Source organism: Thermovibrio ruber (assembly GCF_055380895.1).
In genome coordinates, this window is sequence record NZ_AP042397.1 from 90,787 (window position 1) to 108,960 (window position 18,174).

Annotated in this window: 21 protein-coding genes; 12 read left to right on the top strand and 9 right to left on the bottom strand. The window is 44.0% G+C overall.

Features of this window, described 5'->3' with window-relative positions; all coding sequences use genetic code 11:
- The first annotated feature begins 4 nt into the window (after nt 1-4).
- The 6 genes from fabZ to ACZ424_RS00525 are packed head-to-tail and all read left to right on the top strand — an operon-like array spanning nt 5 to nt 4,051.
- Entirely contained in the window at nt 5-442 is a 438-nt protein-coding gene (gene fabZ / locus ACZ424_RS00500) for a 3-hydroxyacyl-ACP dehydratase FabZ (protein ID WP_464904561.1), read from the top strand.
- Nucleotides 442-1,218 carry an acyl-ACP--UDP-N-acetylglucosamine O-acyltransferase gene (lpxA, locus tag ACZ424_RS00505; RefSeq protein WP_464904562.1) on the top strand — a complete coding sequence of 259 codons (777 nt, stop codon included), beginning with the start codon at nt 442-444 and terminating at the stop codon, nt 1,216-1,218. Before fabZ ends, lpxA begins: the two co-directional genes overlap by 1 nt.
- Nucleotides 1,206-2,021: an MBL fold metallo-hydrolase gene (locus tag ACZ424_RS00510; RefSeq protein WP_464904563.1), complete on the top strand. Its 816-nt coding sequence runs from the start codon at nt 1,206-1,208 to the stop codon at nt 2,019-2,021. The genes lpxA and ACZ424_RS00510 overlap by 13 nt, the downstream gene beginning before the upstream one ends.
- Nucleotides 2,018-2,554: an NTPase gene (locus ACZ424_RS00515; RefSeq protein WP_464904564.1), complete on the top strand. Its 537-nt coding sequence runs from the start codon at nt 2,018-2,020 to the stop codon at nt 2,552-2,554. The genes ACZ424_RS00510 and ACZ424_RS00515 overlap by 4 nt, the downstream gene beginning before the upstream one ends.
- Nucleotides 2,526-3,530: an Hsp33 family molecular chaperone HslO gene (gene hslO / locus ACZ424_RS00520; RefSeq protein ID WP_464904565.1), complete on the top strand. Its 1,005-nt coding sequence runs from the start codon at nt 2,526-2,528 to the stop codon at nt 3,528-3,530. The genes ACZ424_RS00515 and hslO overlap by 29 nt, the downstream gene beginning before the upstream one ends.
- Nucleotides 3,530-4,051, top strand: coding sequence for a zinc-dependent metalloprotease family protein (locus ACZ424_RS00525; RefSeq protein WP_464904566.1), 522 nt, complete (start codon nt 3,530-3,532; stop codon nt 4,049-4,051). The genes hslO and ACZ424_RS00525 overlap by 1 nt, the downstream gene beginning before the upstream one ends.
- A gap of 121 nt (nt 4,052-4,172) precedes the next feature.
- Here the strand turns inward: ACZ424_RS00525 and ACZ424_RS00530 are convergent, their stop codons facing one another.
- A complete protein-coding gene (locus tag ACZ424_RS00530) occupies nt 4,173-4,970 on the bottom strand; it encodes a purine-nucleoside phosphorylase (protein WP_464904567.1) in 798 nt (265 codons plus the stop codon).
- 8 nt (nt 4,971-4,978) lie between these two features.
- Nucleotides 4,979-6,655 carry a hypothetical protein gene (locus ACZ424_RS00535; RefSeq protein ID WP_464904568.1) on the bottom strand — a complete coding sequence of 559 codons (1,677 nt, stop codon included), beginning with the start codon at nt 6,653-6,655 and terminating at the stop codon, nt 4,979-4,981.
- Between the two features lie 101 nt (nt 6,656-6,756).
- Between ACZ424_RS00535 and ACZ424_RS00540 the strand changes: the two genes are divergently transcribed.
- The 5 genes from ACZ424_RS00540 to ACZ424_RS00560 all read left to right on the top strand — a co-directional run bounded on the left by ACZ424_RS00540 (nt 6,757) and on the right by ACZ424_RS00560 (nt 11,084).
- Nucleotides 6,757-7,974 (top strand): ammonium transporter, encoded by a 1,218-nt coding sequence (locus ACZ424_RS00540; RefSeq protein WP_464904569.1) that lies wholly within the window; start codon nt 6,757-6,759, stop codon nt 7,972-7,974.
- 110 nt (nt 7,975-8,084) lie between these two features.
- Entirely contained in the window at nt 8,085-8,504 is a 420-nt protein-coding gene (locus tag ACZ424_RS00545; RefSeq protein WP_464904570.1) for a Fur family transcriptional regulator, read from the top strand.
- Nucleotides 8,505-8,639: 135 nt separating this feature from the next.
- Entirely contained in the window at nt 8,640-8,978 is a 339-nt protein-coding gene (locus ACZ424_RS00550; RefSeq protein WP_464904571.1) for a P-II family nitrogen regulator, read from the top strand.
- A 21-nt stretch (nt 8,979-8,999) separates the two neighbouring features.
- Nucleotides 9,000-10,418 (top strand): type I glutamate--ammonia ligase, encoded by a 1,419-nt coding sequence (gene glnA, locus ACZ424_RS00555; RefSeq protein WP_464904572.1) that lies wholly within the window; start codon nt 9,000-9,002, stop codon nt 10,416-10,418.
- Nucleotides 10,419-10,481: 63 nt separating this feature from the next.
- Nucleotides 10,482-11,084 carry a class I SAM-dependent methyltransferase gene (locus ACZ424_RS00560; RefSeq protein WP_464904573.1) on the top strand — a complete coding sequence of 201 codons (603 nt, stop codon included), beginning with the start codon at nt 10,482-10,484 and terminating at the stop codon, nt 11,082-11,084.
- Here the strand turns inward: ACZ424_RS00560 and lysA are convergent.
- From lysA to ACZ424_RS00585, 5 genes are read right to left on the bottom strand one after another with little or no spacing between them, the layout of a single operon-like run.
- A complete protein-coding gene (gene lysA / locus ACZ424_RS00565; RefSeq protein ID WP_464904574.1) occupies nt 11,081-12,334 on the bottom strand; it encodes a diaminopimelate decarboxylase in 1,254 nt (417 codons plus the stop codon). The two genes, ACZ424_RS00560 and lysA, sit on opposite strands and share 4 nt — an antisense overlap.
- Entirely contained in the window at nt 12,331-13,194 is an 864-nt protein-coding gene (locus ACZ424_RS00570) for a prephenate dehydrogenase (protein ID WP_464904575.1), read from the bottom strand. Before ACZ424_RS00570 ends, lysA begins: the two co-directional genes overlap by 4 nt.
- A gap of 10 nt (nt 13,195-13,204) precedes the next feature.
- Nucleotides 13,205-13,771 carry a class II aldolase/adducin family protein gene (locus ACZ424_RS00575; RefSeq protein WP_464904576.1) on the bottom strand — a complete coding sequence of 189 codons (567 nt, stop codon included), beginning with the start codon at nt 13,769-13,771 and terminating at the stop codon, nt 13,205-13,207.
- Nucleotides 13,772-13,831: 60 nt separating this feature from the next.
- On the bottom strand, nt 13,832-14,827 hold the full coding sequence (locus ACZ424_RS00580) for a c-type heme family protein (RefSeq protein WP_464904577.1): 996 nt from the start codon (nt 14,825-14,827) through the stop codon (nt 13,832-13,834).
- Nucleotides 14,814-15,689 carry a DUF4388 domain-containing protein gene (locus ACZ424_RS00585; protein ID WP_464904578.1) on the bottom strand — a complete coding sequence of 292 codons (876 nt, stop codon included), beginning with the start codon at nt 15,687-15,689 and terminating at the stop codon, nt 14,814-14,816. The genes ACZ424_RS00580 and ACZ424_RS00585 overlap by 14 nt, the downstream gene beginning before the upstream one ends.
- Before the next feature lie 69 nt (nt 15,690-15,758).
- On the opposite strand from ACZ424_RS00585, the gene ACZ424_RS00590 reads away from it, so the two are divergent.
- Complete coding sequence (locus tag ACZ424_RS00590; RefSeq protein ID WP_464904579.1) at nt 15,759-16,451, top strand: hypothetical protein; 693 nt, start codon at nt 15,759-15,761, stop codon at nt 16,449-16,451.
- Here ACZ424_RS00590 and ACZ424_RS00595 read toward each other — a convergent pair.
- Complete coding sequence (locus ACZ424_RS00595; RefSeq protein WP_464904580.1) at nt 16,438-17,244, bottom strand: menaquinone biosynthetic enzyme MqnA/MqnD family protein; 807 nt, start codon at nt 17,242-17,244, stop codon at nt 16,438-16,440. The genes ACZ424_RS00590 and ACZ424_RS00595 overlap by 14 nt on opposite strands.
- A complete protein-coding gene (locus tag ACZ424_RS00600; RefSeq protein ID WP_464904581.1) occupies nt 17,238-18,167 on the bottom strand; it encodes a TIGR00269 family protein in 930 nt (309 codons plus the stop codon). The genes ACZ424_RS00595 and ACZ424_RS00600 overlap by 7 nt, the downstream gene beginning before the upstream one ends.
- Between the last annotated feature and the right edge of the window lie 7 nt (nt 18,168-18,174).

Below are 18,174 nucleotides of genomic sequence, written 5' to 3' on the forward strand. Positions count from 1 at the left end.
ACTTTTGGTGATGGACATTGTAGAGATAATGAAGATTATTCCCCACAGGTATCCCTTTCTTCTTGTAGACAGAATAGTTGAATTTGAGCCCAAGAAGAGGATAGTAGGGATAAAGAACGTAACGATGAACGAACCCTTCTTTCAAGGGCACTTTCCGGGGCATCCCATATTCCCGGGAGCTCTCCTCATAGAGGCAATGGCTCAGGTAGGCTGTATCCTCATGTTCAAGTCCTTTGACATCTCCCCGGAAGAGTATGTCGTCTACTTTATGGGAATTGACAAAGCCCGTTTTAGAAAACCTGTAAGGCCGGGAAATACCGTTAAGTTCGTTCTTGAGCCTAAAGTGATAAAGACCAGAATGTCAAAGATGAAGGGAGAGGCCTTTGTCGGAGAGGACTTGGTCTGCGATGCTGAAATAATGGCCATGATAACGAGGAAGTGATGGTAAACGTTCATCCACTTGCCGTAGTTGAGAAAGGGGCAGAGTTAGACGACGGCGTAGTAGTTGAGCCCTTTGCCTACGTTGGCAGTAGAGTTAGAGTAGGTAAAGGGACTGTAATCAGAAAGGGAGCAGTTATTGAGGGAAGAACAACAATTGGTGAAAACTGCGAGATTTTTTCTTCTCACATTGGGGTTGTCCCTCAGGATTTAAAGTTTAAAGGTGAGGATACAGAAGTTGTTATTGGAAATAACGTAAAGGTAAGGGAATACGTAACCATTCACAAAGGAACAGAAGGGGGAGGTGGCGTAACCTCTGTAGGAGACAACGTTCTCCTTATGGCCTACGTTCACGTTGCTCACGACGTTAAGATAGAGAACAACGTTATAGTTGCCAACTCTGTCCAGATTGCAGGGCACGTTGAAATAGGGGAGTATGCAGTTATCGGTGGACTGACGGGGATTCACCAGTTTGTAAGGATCGGTAAACATGCAATGGTGGGAGGTGCCTCTGCAGTCCACAGAGACGTTCCGCCCTTTGTTATGGCACAGGGTAATAGGGCAAGGTTAGAAGGTATAAACATCGTAGGTTTAAAGAGGCGGGGTTTTAGGAAGGAGACCATTAGAGCACTGACCACAGCCTTTGAAATGCTCTTTAAGACAGACGAGCCACTTTTGGTTTCTTTGGGTAAGGTTGAAGAGGAGTTTCAGAACGTTCCAGAAGTTCTTGAGTTAGTTGATTTTGTAAGGAAGAGTAAGAGGGGTATTTGCCCGGCTTGAAGCTCAACAGAGAGATCTTAAAGGGAAAGTTAGTCTTTTTAGGGACTGCTGGAGCCCGTTACGTTGCTTTTGGTTTTGAGAGGCAAGCTGGAGGTCTTTACTTCGGCTTTCCTGACGTTAACGTTCACGTTGACCCAGGACCTGGAGCCTTTGTTCACTCCCACAGAAAGGGAATAGAGCCCTTCTGGACGGACGTCGTTATCCTCTCCCATCGTCACTTGGACCACTGTGCCGACGTTAACCACATATTGGAAGCTATGACCTTAGGGGGAAAAAACAAAAAAGGGCTTTTACTGTGCCCGTCAGACTGCCTCTACCAAGACCCTGTAGTTCTTGAGTATACGAGGAAAAATATTGAAAAGGTTGAGGTAGTAGAGGAGGGAAAGAGAGTAGAACTCTCCCCAAACGTTACTGTCTCATTTCCCGTAAAGCACGTTCACGGAGTTGAAACCTACGGAGCAGTTTTCAGCTGGAACGGAACCACCTACAGCTACCTTTCAGACACCAAGTTCTTTGACGGCTTGATTCCTGCCTACAGAGGTTCAGACCTGTTAATCCTCAACACCACTTTACTTAAACCAAACCCGAAAATTGACCACCTTTCCGTTGAAGATGCCAAAGTAATTGTTGGGGAAATAAGGCCAAAATTAGCACTTCTTACCCACTTTGGAAGGACTATGTTAAAGGCAAAGCCCTGGGAAGTTGCCCTATCCCTTTCCAAGGAAACGGGAGTTAAAGTAATTGCGGCCTACGACAATATGATTCTTGACCTTGAAAACCTATCGGTTGTGAGACAGAGATGAAGGTTGCCCTTACCGGAAGACCTGGAATAGGCAAAACGACGGCTGTTAAAAAGGTCGTCTCTCAGCTTAAAGGTAGGGCAAAGGATTTCTGGACTGAGGAGATAAGGAAGAATGGAAAACGATGGGGCTTTAAGGTTGTTAGGACTGACGGAAAGGAGGAGCTCCTCGCCTCTGTAGAGGTCGCTTCCCATTTTAGGGTAGGTAAATACAGAGTTTTAGTAGACAGGTTTGAGTCATTTGCCGTCCCTTTTCTCCTTGAAGCACTTAAAGAAGGAAAAATTGTTGTTGTAGATGAAGTTGGTAAGATGGAGCTCCTCTCTAAAGCGTTCCAGTCTACAGTAAAGAAGCTCGTAGAGGAAAACGTTGACTGTCTTGTTACGATTCCGGAAAAGAATGTTCACCCCCTCGTTTCTGAAATTAGACGTAAATTTAAAATTTTTCAGCTGAACTTAGAAAATAGGGATGAAGTTCCAAAGCTGGTAGTAAACTTACTGGAGGGAAGAGATGGAGAAGAAGGAGAGAAAAGAGTTTAAACGGCTACCAAGCAGAGAGCAGCTCGTAAAGGAGCTTACTCCTCAGGTTAAAGACGACCTAAAAAACTATTTTCAGGATAGAGACTATGGCGTAATTGCCGTTACCAGGGAAGATGCACTTAGGGCTTTTGTCGTGAAAACTACGAACTTGTGTGAGATAGCAAGGCTCAGACACAAACTCTCTCCTATGGCGACTGCCGTTTTGGGAAGGGCTCTTACCGGAGCTCTCCTGCTAACCTCACTTCTAAAGCACGGAACAGACCAGAGAGTCCTTCTCAGGATTGAAGGAGACGGCCCAGTTGGTTTGGTAGTTGCAGAGGCAAACGCTAAAGGGGAAGTTAGAGGTTTCGTTCAGAACCCAAACGTTCCTCTCTTCGTTAGGGAAGAAAACGGAAGAAAAAAGTTTGACATCGCAAAGGCTGTAGGTAAAGGAACTTTAACTGTTGTTAAAGACCTCGGTTTCGGAACTCCATACGAGAGCTCCGTTCCCCTTGTTTCGGGAGAGATAGCTCAAGACATTGCCTACTACCTGTTAAAGTCGGAACAGATACCCTCAGCCGTTGCGATCGGAGTTTTAGTCGGTGAAAACGGAAAAGTTGAAGCAGCAGGGGGATTTATCGCTCAGCCCCTGCCGGGGGCATCAGAGGAGGCCATCTCAAAACTTGAGGAAAATGTTAAGTCCCTTCCCCCCGTTAGCTCACTCATAAAGGAGGGTAAGAGGCCGGAGGAGATTGCAGAGCTCCTCTTTAAAGGCTTTACTACTGAACTCCTTGCGCTGAAGGAGCTCTCCTTCAGGTGTCGCTGCTCAAAGGAAGTGGCAAAGGGCGGCCTTGTTGCCATGCCGGTTAAGGAACTCAAGAAGCTCAAAGAAGAGGGAGGAGTTTCTATAAAGTGTAACTTCTGCGGAAAGGAGTATTTCTTTACCCCTGAAGAGATAGAAGAGGTTATCCAAGAAAAAGAGATAGGAGATAACTGATGGCAGTCTGTTCCCTTTTCTCTGTAGGCGTTTCTCTTCCGGAGGTAGAAGAAGAGGCTGAAAGAGTTTTAAGGAATAAGTTCGGTCTCCTTCCCCGTTTTGAAGGGGTAATTCCCCCAGACGCTAAAGGTTCACGCCACTCCCAGCTTCTTGCAGAGCTCCAGCTTGAAAATGTCCTTTTCCGAAAGCCTGAAGATTCACTCTTTGCCCTCGCCCTCACTCCCTACGATCTTTACTCAGATAACCTAAACTTCGTTTTCGGCGTAGCCTACCCCTTTAAGGGGTGTATCGTTTCATACGCAAGGCTCCTTTCAGACGACTCAGAACTCTTTTTCTCAAGGGTTAGGAAAGAGGTTACCCATGAGATGGGGCACGTCTTCGGCCTTTCTCACTGCCCAAATCCGAGGTGCGTTATGCACTTTTCAAACTCACTTGCTGATACAGACTACAAAGGCGAAGACTTCTGCCCCAGCTGTAGAGAAAAACTGCTCCTCTCTATGAAGGAATTAGGTTTAACTTGAAAAGTAGGTAGCTAAGCTCTTGGCTACTTTCTCTTTTGCTTCACCGAGAAGTTTAAAGATCTTGCTTATACTCTCGGATATCCCAGAAAGTCCTTTAACGTTTGTTGAGACTTTTTCCGTATCAGACCTCGTTAAAGAAGTGGTAAAGCAAACCTTTTTCTAAAACTTGTTTTAGTTTTTTTCCTCTTTTTTGAGATAATCTTAAAACTTCTTCGTGGTCGGCTTCTGGCTGTAGAGTGTCGTTTGTAAAGAGGGTGAGAGCAACAACTCTCATCCCGTAAAAGTTAGCAGCTATGACATCCGGAACTGTTGACATACTTACGCAGTCTGCTCCTAAAGTCTCCAGCATTCTCACTTCAGAGAAAGTCTCGTAGTTTGGGCCCAGTGTAGCGGCAAGGACTGCTGGTATAACCTTTATGCCCTGTGAAAGGCCAGCTTTTAAAAACGTTTCTACGAGCTGTCTGTCGTAGAACTTTTTACCGTTTACGAAAACTCTGCTTCCCTGTTCCTTTATAAGTCCAACAAGTGGATTCTTTCCCGTAAGGTTTATGTGGTCGTAGATAACCCCTATTTCAGATTCAACAGCCCTCCTTGAAACGGCTCCAGAGGCACAGGTAGGAATGAATACCTTTACTCCCAATTTGGAAGAGAGCTCCGGTATAAACCTTATCTCCCAGTCATCCCTTCCCTCGTAGTAGTGAAACCTTCCCTCAAAGAAGAGAACCCTCTTATCTCCCACCCTAATTACTTTTAGAACTCCCCTGTGGCCGGGAACTGCTGTCTGAGGCATACCCGGGATTTGAGAGTAGGAAATTTCAACCTCAGATCCTTCTACGTCAATTCCTGAACCCCCTACTACCGCAACATCAAACCTCTCTTCTCCTGTAAGCTCTTTTATCCTTTCAATGGCCTCTTTCACGTTAACCTCTAAATTTTTGGCTTTATAAACAGAAGTTTAGACTTAGGATTGGTAAGTATGTTCACTTTTGTAAATATCGCTACGAACAGGTCTTGTTCCGGCAGGTAGTCAAATTCCTCAACTCCTCCCAAGTTGTAGATAGAGGATGTTGCCTCTTCCCAGTCAAAACCGTCTCCACTTCTGTAGAGGAGTAGAACCCTTCCACCGTCAAAGGTATAGATGTTCCTCAGTATTCCTGGAACGGCGTTTTTGTTTTGAGAGAAGAGGACTTCCTGATTCCCGTCTCCGTCAACGTCTACCGGTTTGGGTTTTGGAGTTATGTAGTAGCTGACAAGCATGCCCTCGTTATACCAGTAGATTGCATTAGGAGAAGCTCCTATCTGTATCGGTGAGCGCCACAGAACCTTTTTTCCGTCTGAAACGTTGAAGTAGTAGTCAAGGTCGTAGTAGGCAAAGTATTCCTTTCCGTTGCTTTTAAACATCTGGGCACTCGTTACCTGAAAGCCTTCTGGAACTGCTACCTTGTTTCCTTTAACGATTCTGTTTCCTTTAAGTTCCATTCTGTAAACGTTTTTACCGAAGAACTTATCGTTTTCACCGCTTACAGTTTGGCCAAAGATGGTATCGTTTACGCCGTCTCCGTCTGTGTCAAAGCAGGAGAGTATTAGGTTTGAAGTTGCGACCTTTTTCAGTTTTCCGTTTTCAAAGCTGAAAATTCCCGATAAGACGCTCTTTGTGTCTTGGTAGAAGCCGTCAATAACCACTTCTGTCTTTCCATCTCTATTTAGGTCAATTGGACAGATATGGAACAGGTAAGAACCCCTGAATGGATTTTTAAACTTTTTAACGAGCTTAACACCGTAAACCGTTGGTTTGAAGAGGTCTATTCCGTTCTCCTCATTTATAAGTATCTCATCTCCGGGGTTCTTGAGAAGGTTTGCCACGAAAAGGCTCGTTGCATGTCCTTTAAAGTCGTAAACCTCTTTGTAGTTGGTCTCCATCGCCACGGAAACGGAGCTCTGGGGAACTCCCTCCCACGGGAAAAACCTAATTAGGCGTTTTGTTGTATCGTAAAGGGCAACCCCTTCCCTTGAAACAACTATGTAGGCGTCGTATCCCGTTAATTTGTCAAGTGGAACTTTCCTCTTAAAGTCACTGGGGTATTTCAGGTGAAACTCCCTCTTCAGCTTCTCTCCATCGCTGTAGGGGGCAAGGTTTAAGTTCTTAACTTCCTCTGAGAGTTTCTTGTAGAGCTCTTTTCCTTTCTCTCCTACAAAGTTTATAAAGGCAACTCTGTTGAACGTTAACTTCTGAACGGTTTCTCCTACTGTAGGGTTTCCCAGCGTAGGTAGAGCTATTGAGTAGTTTTCCTTAACCTCCCTTACCTTTAGAACAGCTCCACTTTCCGATACGAACCTATCTCCTACAGAAATTCCCTTATCCTTTCCTGCATCTATTATGAAACCGTCGTAACTGTTGAGAACGATTTCAGCCGTAACTGGTGAGAAATACCTCTTCATGAAGTAGACAACGTTATCAACACCTTTCAGTTTTGGGTGGGCTTCTACTTCTGATTTGGGAACGTAGGGTTGATACTTAACTTCTTTTTTGCTGAACGGGTTAAGGCTACTCAGCCCGCAAGAGGTAACAAAGAGAAGTGAAAGCAGGAGGAAACCTTTTTTCATATTTATCACCCCATTTCAGTTTTGCCAATCATACCAAAATTAATTAGGCACGGGACTTGCTATATTAACGGAGACAAAAACCATTAAGAGGTATTGAACCGATGAAATTGGGAATTCAGCATCTTATTCAGTCTCTAAACATCTTCTATCTTCTTGCCGGCGCCGTTATGATTCTCTCTATGCACGTAGGTTTTGCCTTCCTTGAGGCTGGGACTGTAAGGAAGAAAAATCAGGTAAACGCCCTTGTAAAGATAATCGTTGACGTTGCATTGGCTACGATGGCCTATTATTTGATAGGTTATCCGTTAGCCCACAAGGTTTGCTTTGTAAAACCGGCATCTCAGCTTATGTCTGACCAAGGGTTGGAGTTGGTTCGCTTCTTCTTCCTCCTCATGTTTGCCGCCTGTATCTCAGCCATAGTTTCCGGAGGCGTTGCTGAAAGGATGAAGTTCAAGCCCTACATTACTGCGGGCTTTTTCCTTGCCGGTGTTATCTACCCAATTTTTGAAGCCCTCATCTGGGGTGAAAGGTGGTCTTCTGCCTTTCAGGGTTGGGTAGAGCACATATTTGGTGCACCTATTCATGACTTTGCCGGTTCTATGGTGGTTCACGGTCTTGGAGGCTGGATAGCCCTACCTGCCATTCTCCTCTTAGGTCCCCGCATGGGGCGTTACGTTAAGGGCAAATCAAAACCCATTCCCATCAGCAACATTCCATACCTTGCACTGGGAAGCTGGATACTTATCATCGGTTGGTTCGGTTTTAACGTTATGAGCTCTCAGAAGCTTGAGGATATCTCCGGTTTGGTTGCAGTTAACTCCCTCTTGGCAACTGCAGGAGGCCTTATAGGCGGTCTTGTTTTTGGTAAGAACGACCCTGGATTTATCCACAACGGAGCTCTGGCCGGCCTTGTGGCTATCTGTGCAGGCTCAGATGTTGTCAATCCTTTGGGAGCTTTCATCATCGGTTTTGTAGCGGCCTTTATCTTCGTTAAAGCCTTTATCTACGAACAGGAAGTTCTGAAAATAGACGACGTTTTGGGAGTCGTTCCCCTTCACGGTCTTAACGGTCTGTGGGGAGGAATTGCTGCCGGAATATTTGGAAAGAAAGTGCTCTGGGGATTAGGAGGCGTCTCTTTTATGGCTCAGCTTTTTGGGGCTCTCCTAACCCTCTGCTACGCCCTCATTGCAGGTTTTATCCTCTACGGAGCCCTAAAGGCTACTATGGGACTTAGGCTCTCTGAAGAGGAAGAGTTTGAGGGAGCAGACATCTCTATACACCACATTACTGCTTACCCTGAGGACAGGATAAAAGTATAAGGGCTTCTCCTTCACTTCCATCCCCCTTTGCCCCCTATTTGAGGGGGCTTCTCTTTTTTAAGAAGAACAGTTATTATTTAAATTAGTCAAAATTAAGCAGGAGGAAAGTTTTGGATAAGCTTAAGGCTGAAAAAACGAAGAGGAAGAGGAACACGAGACAGAAAGCTGTTGTCTACCAAGTTGTTCTTGACTCAAACGATCACCCTACAGCCGAGAAGGTTTACGAGAGAGCAAGGAAGGAGCTCTCCAACATAAGCCTCGGAACTGTCTATAGGATTCTGAAAGAGCTCTCTCAGGAAGGTAAGATAAAAGAGATAATCGTTAACAAGCAGTCTCACTTTGAAGGAAGGACAGATTTTCACCACCACTTTATCTGTAAGTCGTGCGGTAAGATAGAGGATGTAAAAACTCCCCTCTGCAGGTATACGTGTAAAAAAGTTGAACAGAAAGGTTACGTTGTTGAGGATATTGAGTATAAGTTCTATGGTCTTTGCTCTAAGTGTGCACAAAAATTAGGCATAAAAGAGTAGGTTTTGAACACTATTTATGCACTAAGTAGCAAATTTAGGTGTAAGGAATTGGCAATATTCTTGCTTATTAAACAAGCTTGAATCTATAAGTTTTAGTGGTAAAATAGCAGACAGTAAGAGGGGTTGGAGGAAAGAATGAAAAAGATAGAAGCTATCATCAAACCTTTCAAACTTGAAGAAGTTAAAGATGCGCTTACGGAGATTGGAGTTCACGGCCTTACAGTCTCTGAAGTTAAGGGGTTTGGAAGGCAAAAAGGGCATACGGAGCTCTACAGGGGAGCAGAATACGTCGTTGACTTCATTCCTAAAGTAAAGATTGAGGTTGTCGTCCCCGATTCACTTGCAGAGAAAGTCATTGAGACGATTGTTAACGCCGCAAGAACAGGTAGAATTGGAGACGGAAAAGTTTTTGTTATACCCGTTGAGGATGCCGTTCGTATTAGGACTGGAGAGAGAGGAGAAAACGCAATTTAAACATAAAGGAAGGAGGGTTTCATGAAGCCAAAAAACGCCAAAGAAGTTGTAGAGCTTATGCAGCGCGAAGGTGTTAAGTTTGTCGACCTCAGGTTTACAGATATGTTTGGAACCTGGCACCACGTAACCTTCCCTGCCCACGAGATTACAGAGGAGAGCTTTGAGCAGGGTCTTTTCTTTGACGGTTCATCAATTAGGCAGTGGCAGCCGATTAACGCCAGCGACATGATGTTTAAACTTGATCCGACAACTGCAACTATAGATCCGCTTTCTGAAGTTCCTACCCTTGTAGTTATTGCAGATATCGTTGACCCTGTTACTAAAGAGCCTTACCACAAAGACCCAAGAAACATCGCAAAGAAAGCTGTTGAATACTTAAGGTCAACAGGAATTGCTGATACGTTCTACTGTGGTCCTGAGCCTGAGTTCTTCATCTTTGACGATGTTAAGTTTGACGTTGGAATGAACTACGGATTTTACGAGGTTGACTCTGTAGAGGGATGGTGGAGAACGGGAGCAGACGAGAACCCGAACCTTGGTCACAAGATAAAACCTAAGGGAGGTTACTTCCCGGTTCCTCCAAACGACCAGCTTGACCACATTAGGAAGATGATTGCTCTTAAGATGGAGGAAGTTGGATTAGTTGTTGAGTGTCTCCACCACGAAGTTGCTACCGGCGGCCAGTGTGAGGTTGACTTTAGGTTTGGAACCATTATTGAGTCTGCCGATAACATTCAGTGGACAAAGTATATCGTTAAGAACGTTGCAAAGATGTTTGGAAAGACAGCAACCTTTATGCCTAAGCCTCTCTTTGGAGACAACGGTTCTGGTATGCACACCCACGTTTCACTCTGGAAGAACGGAGAGAACCTCTTTGTAGGCGATAGTTACGCAGGACTTTCTGAGCTTGCTCTCTACTTTATCGGTGGAATCATCAAGCATGCAAAGGCTATCTGTGCATTTACAAACGCTACAGTTAACTCCTACAAGAGACTTGTCCCCGGATACGAAGCTCCTGTTAACCTCTGCTACTCTGCAAGGAACAGGTCTGCTGCAATAAGGGTTCCCGTTGTTACATCTCCTAAGGCTAAGAGGATTGAGGTTAGGTTCCCAGACTCTTCAGGAGCTCCATACCTCACATTTGCAGCTCTTCTTATGGCCGGACTTGACGGAATTGAGAACAAGATCCACCCGGGTGAGCCTGTGGATAAGAACCTCTACGACCTTCCACCTGAAGAGCTTAAAGATATTCCAACTGTTCCTGGTTCCCTTGAAGAGGCAATCAACGCCCTTGAAAAGGACTACGAGTTCCTTACAAAGGGCGGCGTAATGACAGAGGAGTTCCTTGCCGACTACATTGAGTATAAGAGGAAGGAAGAGATTGACCCTGTAAGGCTCAGGCCGACTCCAATGGAGTTCCTCCTCTACTACGACGTTTAATAGAAGCTTTGATAAATAGTTAAGCCCCCGTACATGCGGGGGCTTTTTGGTTTTGGAGGAAGTATGAACATTTTTGACAGGGTAGCCAAGGAGTGGGACTCAAAAACCCACAGAGTAGAAACGGCAAGAAAGATTGGAGAGGTTATTGTCTCCTCTGCTCCAGTTTCCAAAGACTGGGTTGTTCTTGATTTTGGAGCGGGAACGGGGCTTTTAACGTTTTTCTTAGCTCCGTTTGTTTCTAAAGTCTATGCGTTAGATAACTCTAAAGGTATGTTTGAAGTTTTAAAGGAAAAGGTAGAAAAACTTGGTGCTTCAAATGTGGAACCTGTTTTGGGTTCCTATGATAAAGTTTGCTTGGGAGAGCCTGTTGATTTAATTGTCTCCAGTATGTCTCTCCACCACGTTAGGGAAATTCAGAAGCTCTTTAACTGGTTCTCTTCGGTTTTAAACCCGGAAGGTTTTGTTGCCGTTGCCGACCTTGTTAAGGAGGACGGCTCTTTCCACTCAGATAACACTGGCGTCTACCACTTCGGTTTTGAAAGGGAGGAGCTTGAAAGGTATATGAGGTCAGCTGGAATAGAACCTCTGGAGTTTAAGGTAATCTTCTCAATCAAGAAAAGCGGAAGGGAGTATCCTGTTTTTCTCTCTATTGGCAGAAAAGTTTAAAACTCCCTCGCTATAAGGTCTGAAAGGGTTTCCCTTTGCCTTATAGTCCTAAAGTTTTCTCCTTCAACAAGAACTTCGGCAGGCCTTGGCCTTGAGTTGTAGTTTGAGGCCATCGTAAACCCGTAGGCTCCTGCACTTAAAACTGCTATGTAGTCTCCTTCTTTTAGGAGTGGAAGTTCCCTCTCCTTTGCAATGATATCTCCTGTTTCACATATAGGACCTACAACATCTGCAACTACCGTTTCCCCTCCTTTTTCTTCAATTGGAACAATGTGGTGGTAAGCTCCGTAAAGTGCAGGCCTTGCAATGTCGTTCATTCCGGCGTCTACAATGTAGAAGGTTTTGTTCCCTCTCCTCTTTACGTAGAGAACTTTTGTTATGAGAACACCGGCATTTCCGCTTATCCTCCTTCCCGGCTCTAAGATAAGGTGGCATCCGAGGGACTTAATTACTGGAGTTACTTCGTCTGCCAATCTTCTTGAGGGGATAGGCTCTTCGTCAGGTCTGTAGTTTATTCCAAGACCTCCGCCGGCATCAAAGTATTCTATTTCAAGACCTAAAGAGTGGAGTTCCTTAACGAAATCTGCAACTTTTCTTGCAGCTTCTCCAAAAACTGAGACGTCCGTTATCTGAGAGCCTATGTGGAAGTGAACTCCTACTGGGTTAAGCCATCTACTTTCCTTTGCATACCTGTAGAGGTCAAGGGCTTTTTCAAAGGTTACGCCAAACTTAGCCTCTTTGAGCCCCGTTGAGATGTAGGGGTGGGTTTTTGGGTTAACGTTTGGGTTTACCCTTATAGCGAAGGGAGCTCTCTTTCCCAGCCTCTCTGCTACCCGTTCAAGGGTGTAGAGCTCCCCTTCAGACTCAACGTTAACCATTAGAATCTCCCTCTCAATGACAAAAAGGAGCTCATCTTCCCTCTTCCCAACCCCTGCAAAGACGATCTTTTTCGGGTCTATTCCAGCTGTTAGAGCTCTGAAGATCTCGCCTACGGAAACTGTGTCTGCTCCTGCTCCAAGCTCCTTTAAGACCTTTAGAACGTGAACGTTGGAGTTTGATTTAACGGCGAAACAAGTTGTGTGAGGAATTCCTGAGAAAGCAGAGTCAAACTCTCTGAACCAGTGTTCTAGTGCTCCTCTGCTGTAAACATAGACGGGAGTTCCGATAGACTCTGCAACTTCTCTAAGGGGAATTTCCTCAAAGTAGAGCTTTCTGTTCCTGTATCCTAACTTTGGGTATATCTCTCTCATTTAACAATACTCCTTTTCTCCTTTGCTCTTTGGAAAAACTCCCTTAGTCCCTCTCTGTTTTCAGACTCTATGAGCTTTTCAACCTCTTCAAGTGCAGATTTAAACGTTTTAAGTGACTTTAGCAGGTTTTTTCTGTTTGCTATACAGATGTCCCTCCACATTATCGGGTCGCTCATTGCTATTCTCGTAAAGTCTTTAAAGCCTCCCCCTGTGTAGTCAAACAGGTTAAGCTTAACTTCTTCGGAAAGTCGGTCTATGGCTGCAACTATTGAGTAGGCAACTACGTGGGGTAGGTGACTAACTGCGGCAAATACCTTGTCATGGTAAAAGGGATCCATCTCAATAACTTTAGATCCTAAGTTCTTCCAGAGTTTCTTTATCTTTTCAAGAGCTTTCGGGTCTGTTCTCTCTGTGGGAGTAACTATGAATTTGGCGTTTACAAACAGGTTTTCTACAGCGTTTTCAACTCCCGATTTTTCCGTTCCGGCTATAGGATGTCCACCAACAAAGGGAGCAGTTCCCTCAAGGAGTTCTTCACACTTTATAACCAATTCTCCTTTAACGCTTCCAAGGTCTGTTACTATTGTTCCCCTTTTTATGTAGGGTTTAATCTGTTCTATTACTTTTTCGTAAACGCCTACCGGTGTTGCTATTACTACGAGGTCGGCGCTTGAAACTATAGAGTGTTTAATGCTTCCGCTATCTATAAACTCAAGTTCAAGCCCTTTTTCAATTGCTTCAGGGTTTATGTCAACTGCTGTTATCTTTCCGGGGAATCCTTTAAGCTTAAGGTTTAAGGCAAAGGAGCCTCCTATTAATCCTAAACCAATTATGCAGATTTCCTGAAAGTTCCACTCCAAGGAGCTCTCCTTAAAGGTTTTTTAGTGTAGCAAGAATTTTACAGGAGTTTTCAAGGGCAGAGATGAACATCAGGGCTTCTTCCGGGGTTTTAGCAGCTGCAAATGGACCGTGGCTGTAGACAACGGCAACAGGGTGTTCTTTGAGGATTTTTGAGAGTTTTTGGGCGACTTCAGGGGATGAAACCACTTTTTTAGCCTTCACAACTGGAACTTTTCCCAGTAGGAGTTTCCCTTCCGAATCTGCAGGAACTATCTTGTCGACCTTTAGTGAACAGGCGACTGTAAACGGAGAGTGCGTGTGAAGTATTACCTTAACCTTTTCGTTCGCTCTGTAAACTTCTCTGTGAACAACCAGTTCCATAGAGGCAAATTTGTCAAGCTCAGGGTTTTCCGTTAACGTCGTTAGAACAAAATCTTCCTCTTTTAGGTATCCCAACATCTTTCCTGAGCGCTTTATTAGGATATAGTCACCCACCCTCATACTGATGTTTCCGCCGTGGGTATCAGTAAGCCCGGCTTCAAAAGCTATCCTTCCCACTTTTATGAGCTCTCTCCTCTCTCTTAAGAAGGGAACCATACATCCTCCAAATGAAAAGGCCGCCCGAAGGCGGCCTTATGTTAACGTTTTTAGTTTCAGTTATTTCTTCCTCTTTCTAAGCCTCTCCATTGCTATCTGTATACTTGCCCTCAGCCTGTCTATTGCGATTGCAAGTTTTGTTATCTCGTCTTTAATGTCTTCCTCTTTAAGTCCTCTAACTCCTAAGTCTACGTCCAACTTTCCGACGCTGATATCGTGGGCTGCTTGAGTAAGTTTTTCAATTGGTTTAATAATCTCGTTCTTAGCAAAGTACCAGAAGATTACAAATGCTATGAGGAGTGCAAGGAAGTTCCAGATATCTATCAGATCAATTGCTGTTCCTAAGAGGCTAGGAGGAACTATTGTTACGCTGATGATACCCCGGAGCTCTCCCTCTTTGTAACCAGAGGCCCTCTTAAAGGCTTCTTCTCCATACTTTGCGATGATTGCCTTTTTAAAAACAGGATCAACTTGGTCTGGAGCTCCGTGGCACTTAAGACATCCCTTTTCAACTTTTAAAGCTTTTGCAAAGCGGAACTTATTGCCATCCCAACCCCAAAACTCTCCACCAGTATTTCCCTTTTTGAAAGCTTCTTTGATTTTCTCTATAGCTTTCTCTTCCCACTTGTCCGGTTTGTCCGTTGGTGAAAGGTATCTGTCGGAAACTGCTTTAAAACCCCAGCCGTATTCTATGTTTGTTAGCTTGGAGAGTTCCCTCGTTGCCAGAGCGGGGTTATGGGCGTAGAAGTGGACTTCTTCAACGTTTTGGAGGACTTCATCTGTTCTGTAACTTTTTAAAACCCCGTTTTGAGCGTCAAGGGCAACCAGGTATCCCGTATCCGGATTGTATTTGTCCTTCGTCCAAACTGTTCCAAAACCAGCAACCCAGCGCCTGAAGATAATAACCTGTTGTGCAATTAACCTTCCTTCTTTTACCAGCTGTTGTTGGTAGTTCTTATCAAGGAGGTGGAGAAAGGAAACCGTTGCAAGTGTGACAACTATTGCAAAAACGAGGAGAACTTTTTGAGAGATACTTACGTTTTTAACCTTCATCATTTCCTCCTCTTAAAAGAAGTGTAATTTCATCCTTAAGCCTTTCTCTACAGCTTTCTCCTTCTATTAAACAAGTATCAGGAATTTTCTCTATCAAGTTATCAACGAAAGTGTCTATCCTGTTTACAGGAAGTCTTGTTATATCCATATCTTCTAATGTTTCCTCAACCAGGAATTCACCCATTGGTCCCATTGCTTCTACTAAGAGTTCTCCTATTCTTTTAAAAACTTCTGGATTAACAAAGCTAGTTTTTTCTTTTATAGTTGGCTTGGAAATTTCTTCAGTTTCTCTAATGAGCCCTTTCTCCTTTAGTGCATATACCTTTTCTAAGCCACTTTTAAACGAGTTTGCCCTCCGGAAGATAGCCTTAACAAGGCTATTTCTCTTAGACAGGAGCGATAAAAGCTTCCAGCTCTCCGGATCTATGGTTATCGGCTCTGATAAACTCTCAGAGAGTTCAAATACCAAATCTTTTTTGAAAAATTCCTTGAGTTTCTCTCCCAGTTCGTCCTGTTCTTTTGTAAAGTCCATCATGACAGCAATTGTGTCTATTTCTCCAATCGGCTCTGTTTTAACTTCTTTTTCTAAGAAGGAAAACCTTCCCTTATCCCACATTGAAACATAGTGGAGAATGAACTTAATAGCTTCCGCTAGGGATAGTTCACCCTTCTCTATTCTCTCTCTTAGATCCTCTAAAAAAGGAACATTTGTTTTGAAGTTTATAACTTTTCCGTATTTTAGCTGTAGACTTATACTTTCTTCGTTGCTGTTAAGGAGAACCTCCCCTGTTTTTTTACCTATACTTACTATCTGAAGTAGGTCAAGGATCTCTGAGTAAGAGGAGAAATCACCCCTTAGTTCCATAATGTCTCCCAATATTACTTTGGTGGTAGAATAATCCTACCACATATCGCCTAATTGGGAGAAGAGGGAATGGCCGTTTCTTACAACGAGAATATCAGGCTAGGCGGTTCTATTTTCCACGTTCAGACTGAATACTACAAGAAGAGTGGGAAAGTTGTTTCTAACATTTTTAAAGATGGCCTTTCCATAAAGAGATTGGAAAGAGATGTTGAGGAAGGTACAGATATTGATTCAGCTGTTGCCCAGTTCCACAGGTACGTTGTAGAGCGTTTAAAGAGCGGTGTTAAAAGGAAGGTTTCTCTGCAGAGAGGTGTTCTCTCAATCCCCGATGCTGTTAGAGAGGAGCTCCTTAAAATCCTCAATCCTTACTTCGGCGTTGCATCTTCTCTTGTTATAGATGAAGCTCTTTTAAACTCGTCAGGGGTTGAAAGCTTCCTTGACAACCTTCTTGAAGGGCTGCCGGATAATACAAAAGAAACGCTTAGGGAACAGCTTTCTCCGCTTCTTTCCTCTCTCTTCCTTTCTGAGTCTTCTCCTGAAAAGAGAGAAGAGGAAGAATTAGAGGAGTTTACAGAAGAGAAGAGAGAGAAGGCTCTTGAAATACTCTCTGACTACTTTGGAATAATGGCACTTCCGGTTTTGGAAGATGCCCTTGAGGAGTGGAAAAGCGGAGACTACAAGGAACTTGTTGAGCTTATCGTTTCTCGCTTAGAGGATGAAAAGGAAAGGGAGGAGCTCTACCACAGGCTTATGTTTCTATAAACTGGGGGCTAAAAGGTTTGTTTATTTTCTCAGAGAACAGTTTTAAGGATTTCAGCTCTAATTCAGATAGGTGGAATCTGAGGCAGTTCAAGTAGTTTTTGCACATCTTCTCTGAGAGATTCAACCTAGGAGCGTATTCCCTACATATATCACTGTAGTGTTTTTTTCCGTAATCCCTTGACTTTATGAGTTTCCTGTAAAACTCTTGAACTTCTTCCCGTTTCTTAGTGTAGCTGTCTTTTCTTACTGCCCAGAGGGCAAAAACGAAGGGAAATCCTGTTAGGTTAAACCACTCCTCCGCCAAGTCATATATAAAAGGAAATTTCTTCATTCTCATCAGTTTCAGAGCGTCGTCTCCTATTGATAGAACAGCCCTTGGATTTTTGGGGAGTGAGTTCTCCTTCATTGAGTAGTAGTAGAAGTTTGGTTCAACTCCGTAGACTTCCCGGAGAAGGTATTTGAGGAGCTCCTTTGAGGTCATAGAACTTCTGGTTATCCATACGTCTTTCCTGTGGAGCTGGTGGATCGGGACTGTTGAGAGGAAGAGGACGCTTACGACTCTCCTTTCTGCCGATATTGAAAGGTCTGGAAGTAACAAGTATTTTTTACTGTTCTGGATGTATTCGTAAGACGAAACTACCGACACGTCTAAGAAGCCTTCGTTTAAGAGCCTGTTTAACTCAGAGGGAACGTCTTCAACAAACTCAATGCCGCTGCTGTCAACAACTCCCTTTAGAAATCCGTAGTAGACGGGAACCGTGTTTAAGTATTCAATCTTTCCAACCTTTAACATTCTTTTCTCAACCTCTCAAGAGTCCTGCAAACTGAACATACGGGAGCTGTTGTTGGCATCCCACACACATTACACTCGTTCAGCTCAAGTTTTTCTTTAAGTTCCTTCTCAAATAATGGTTTTGCTTTCTTAAGAAACTCCTTGTAGAAGCGGAGCTTAGTTCCGGGCATTTCGTGTTCCAAGAAGGCTAAGGCCTGTTTGTAGAGCTTTGAGGTTGCCTCTTTTGCATTTGGGCAGCCCGTTTCCATAAACTCTATTTTATTCACTATTGCGTAGCTAACTGTTTCCTTCTCTGTAAGGAAGCAGAAAGGCTTTACTTTCCTTACAAAGCCTCCTTCTTCAGGAAGGACGGGATACTGCCTTCCGAGGTAGCCTATCTCCCACCGCATTGTGTTTGAGAGTAAGAGTGCCGACTCGTCGTCTAAGTTGTGTCCCGTGGCAACTACGGTAAAACCGTGCTCTTTTGAGATTTTGTTCATTAAATACCTTTTGAAAGTTCCACAGACGGAGCAGACGTCTTTTCTTCCTGTTCCTTTAGCTATCTCTTCTATCGTGTAGCCGAACTCTTCCTTAAGGTTAAACACTATTAGCGGCCTTCCTATTCTTTCAGAGAATTTCCTGCAGATTTCGGCCGACTTTTCTGAGTAGTTCCATCCTTCTATTCCTAAGTTTATGTGAAAGCCGTAGGTCTCGTATCCCAACCTGTGGAGTGCAAGCCATAGGGAAAGACTGTCTTTACCTCCGGATACTGCAACGGCTACTTTTTCTTTACGTGAGAACATTTTGAACTGTTTTACCGTTTTCTGAACCTGCTTTTCAAACCATTCAACGAAGTGCTCTTTACAGAGGGCAAGCCTGTGGTGTTTAAGGTAAATAACGGCTTTGTTCCTCTTACCCTTTGATTTACATATTTTGCAGAGCATACCTCTC

What these genes read in the sequence shown, in the direction of transcription:
- lpxA (WP_464904562.1), top strand. Translation starts at nt 442, where the DNA reads ATGGTAAACGTTCATCCACTTGCCGTAGTTGAGAAAGGGGCAGAGTTA.
- ACZ424_RS00515 (WP_464904564.1), top strand. Translation starts at nt 2,018, where the DNA reads ATGAAGGTTGCCCTTACCGGAAGACCTGGAATAGGCAAAACGACGGCT.
- hslO (WP_464904565.1), top strand. Translation starts at nt 2,526, where the DNA reads ATGGAGAAGAAGGAGAGAAAAGAGTTTAAACGGCTACCAAGCAGAGAG.
- ACZ424_RS00525 (WP_464904566.1), top strand. Translation starts at nt 3,530, where the DNA reads ATGGCAGTCTGTTCCCTTTTCTCTGTAGGCGTTTCTCTTCCGGAGGTA.
- ACZ424_RS00535 (WP_464904568.1), bottom strand. Translation starts at nt 6,655, where the DNA reads ATGAAAAAAGGTTTCCTCCTGCTTTCACTTCTCTTTGTTACCTCTTGC.
- ACZ424_RS00540 (WP_464904569.1), top strand. Translation starts at nt 6,757, where the DNA reads ATGAAATTGGGAATTCAGCATCTTATTCAGTCTCTAAACATCTTCTAT.
- ACZ424_RS00550 (WP_464904571.1), top strand. Translation starts at nt 8,640, where the DNA reads ATGAAAAAGATAGAAGCTATCATCAAACCTTTCAAACTTGAAGAAGTT.
- glnA (WP_464904572.1), top strand. Translation starts at nt 9,000, where the DNA reads ATGAAGCCAAAAAACGCCAAAGAAGTTGTAGAGCTTATGCAGCGCGAA.
- ACZ424_RS00560 (WP_464904573.1), top strand. Translation starts at nt 10,482, where the DNA reads ATGAACATTTTTGACAGGGTAGCCAAGGAGTGGGACTCAAAAACCCAC.
- lysA (WP_464904574.1), bottom strand. Translation starts at nt 12,334, where the DNA reads ATGAGAGAGATATACCCAAAGTTAGGATACAGGAACAGAAAGCTCTAC.
- ACZ424_RS00575 (WP_464904576.1), bottom strand. Translation starts at nt 13,771, where the DNA reads ATGGTTCCCTTCTTAAGAGAGAGGAGAGAGCTCATAAAAGTGGGAAGG.
- ACZ424_RS00580 (WP_464904577.1), bottom strand. Translation starts at nt 14,827, where the DNA reads ATGATGAAGGTTAAAAACGTAAGTATCTCTCAAAAAGTTCTCCTCGTT.
- ACZ424_RS00585 (WP_464904578.1), bottom strand. Translation starts at nt 15,689, where the DNA reads ATGGAACTAAGGGGTGATTTCTCCTCTTACTCAGAGATCCTTGACCTA.
- ACZ424_RS00590 (WP_464904579.1), top strand. Translation starts at nt 15,759, where the DNA reads ATGGCCGTTTCTTACAACGAGAATATCAGGCTAGGCGGTTCTATTTTC.
- ACZ424_RS00595 (WP_464904580.1), bottom strand. Translation starts at nt 17,244, where the DNA reads ATGTTAAAGGTTGGAAAGATTGAATACTTAAACACGGTTCCCGTCTAC.
- ACZ424_RS00600 (WP_464904581.1), bottom strand. Translation starts at nt 18,167, where the DNA reads ATGCTCTGCAAAATATGTAAATCAAAGGGTAAGAGGAACAAAGCCGTT.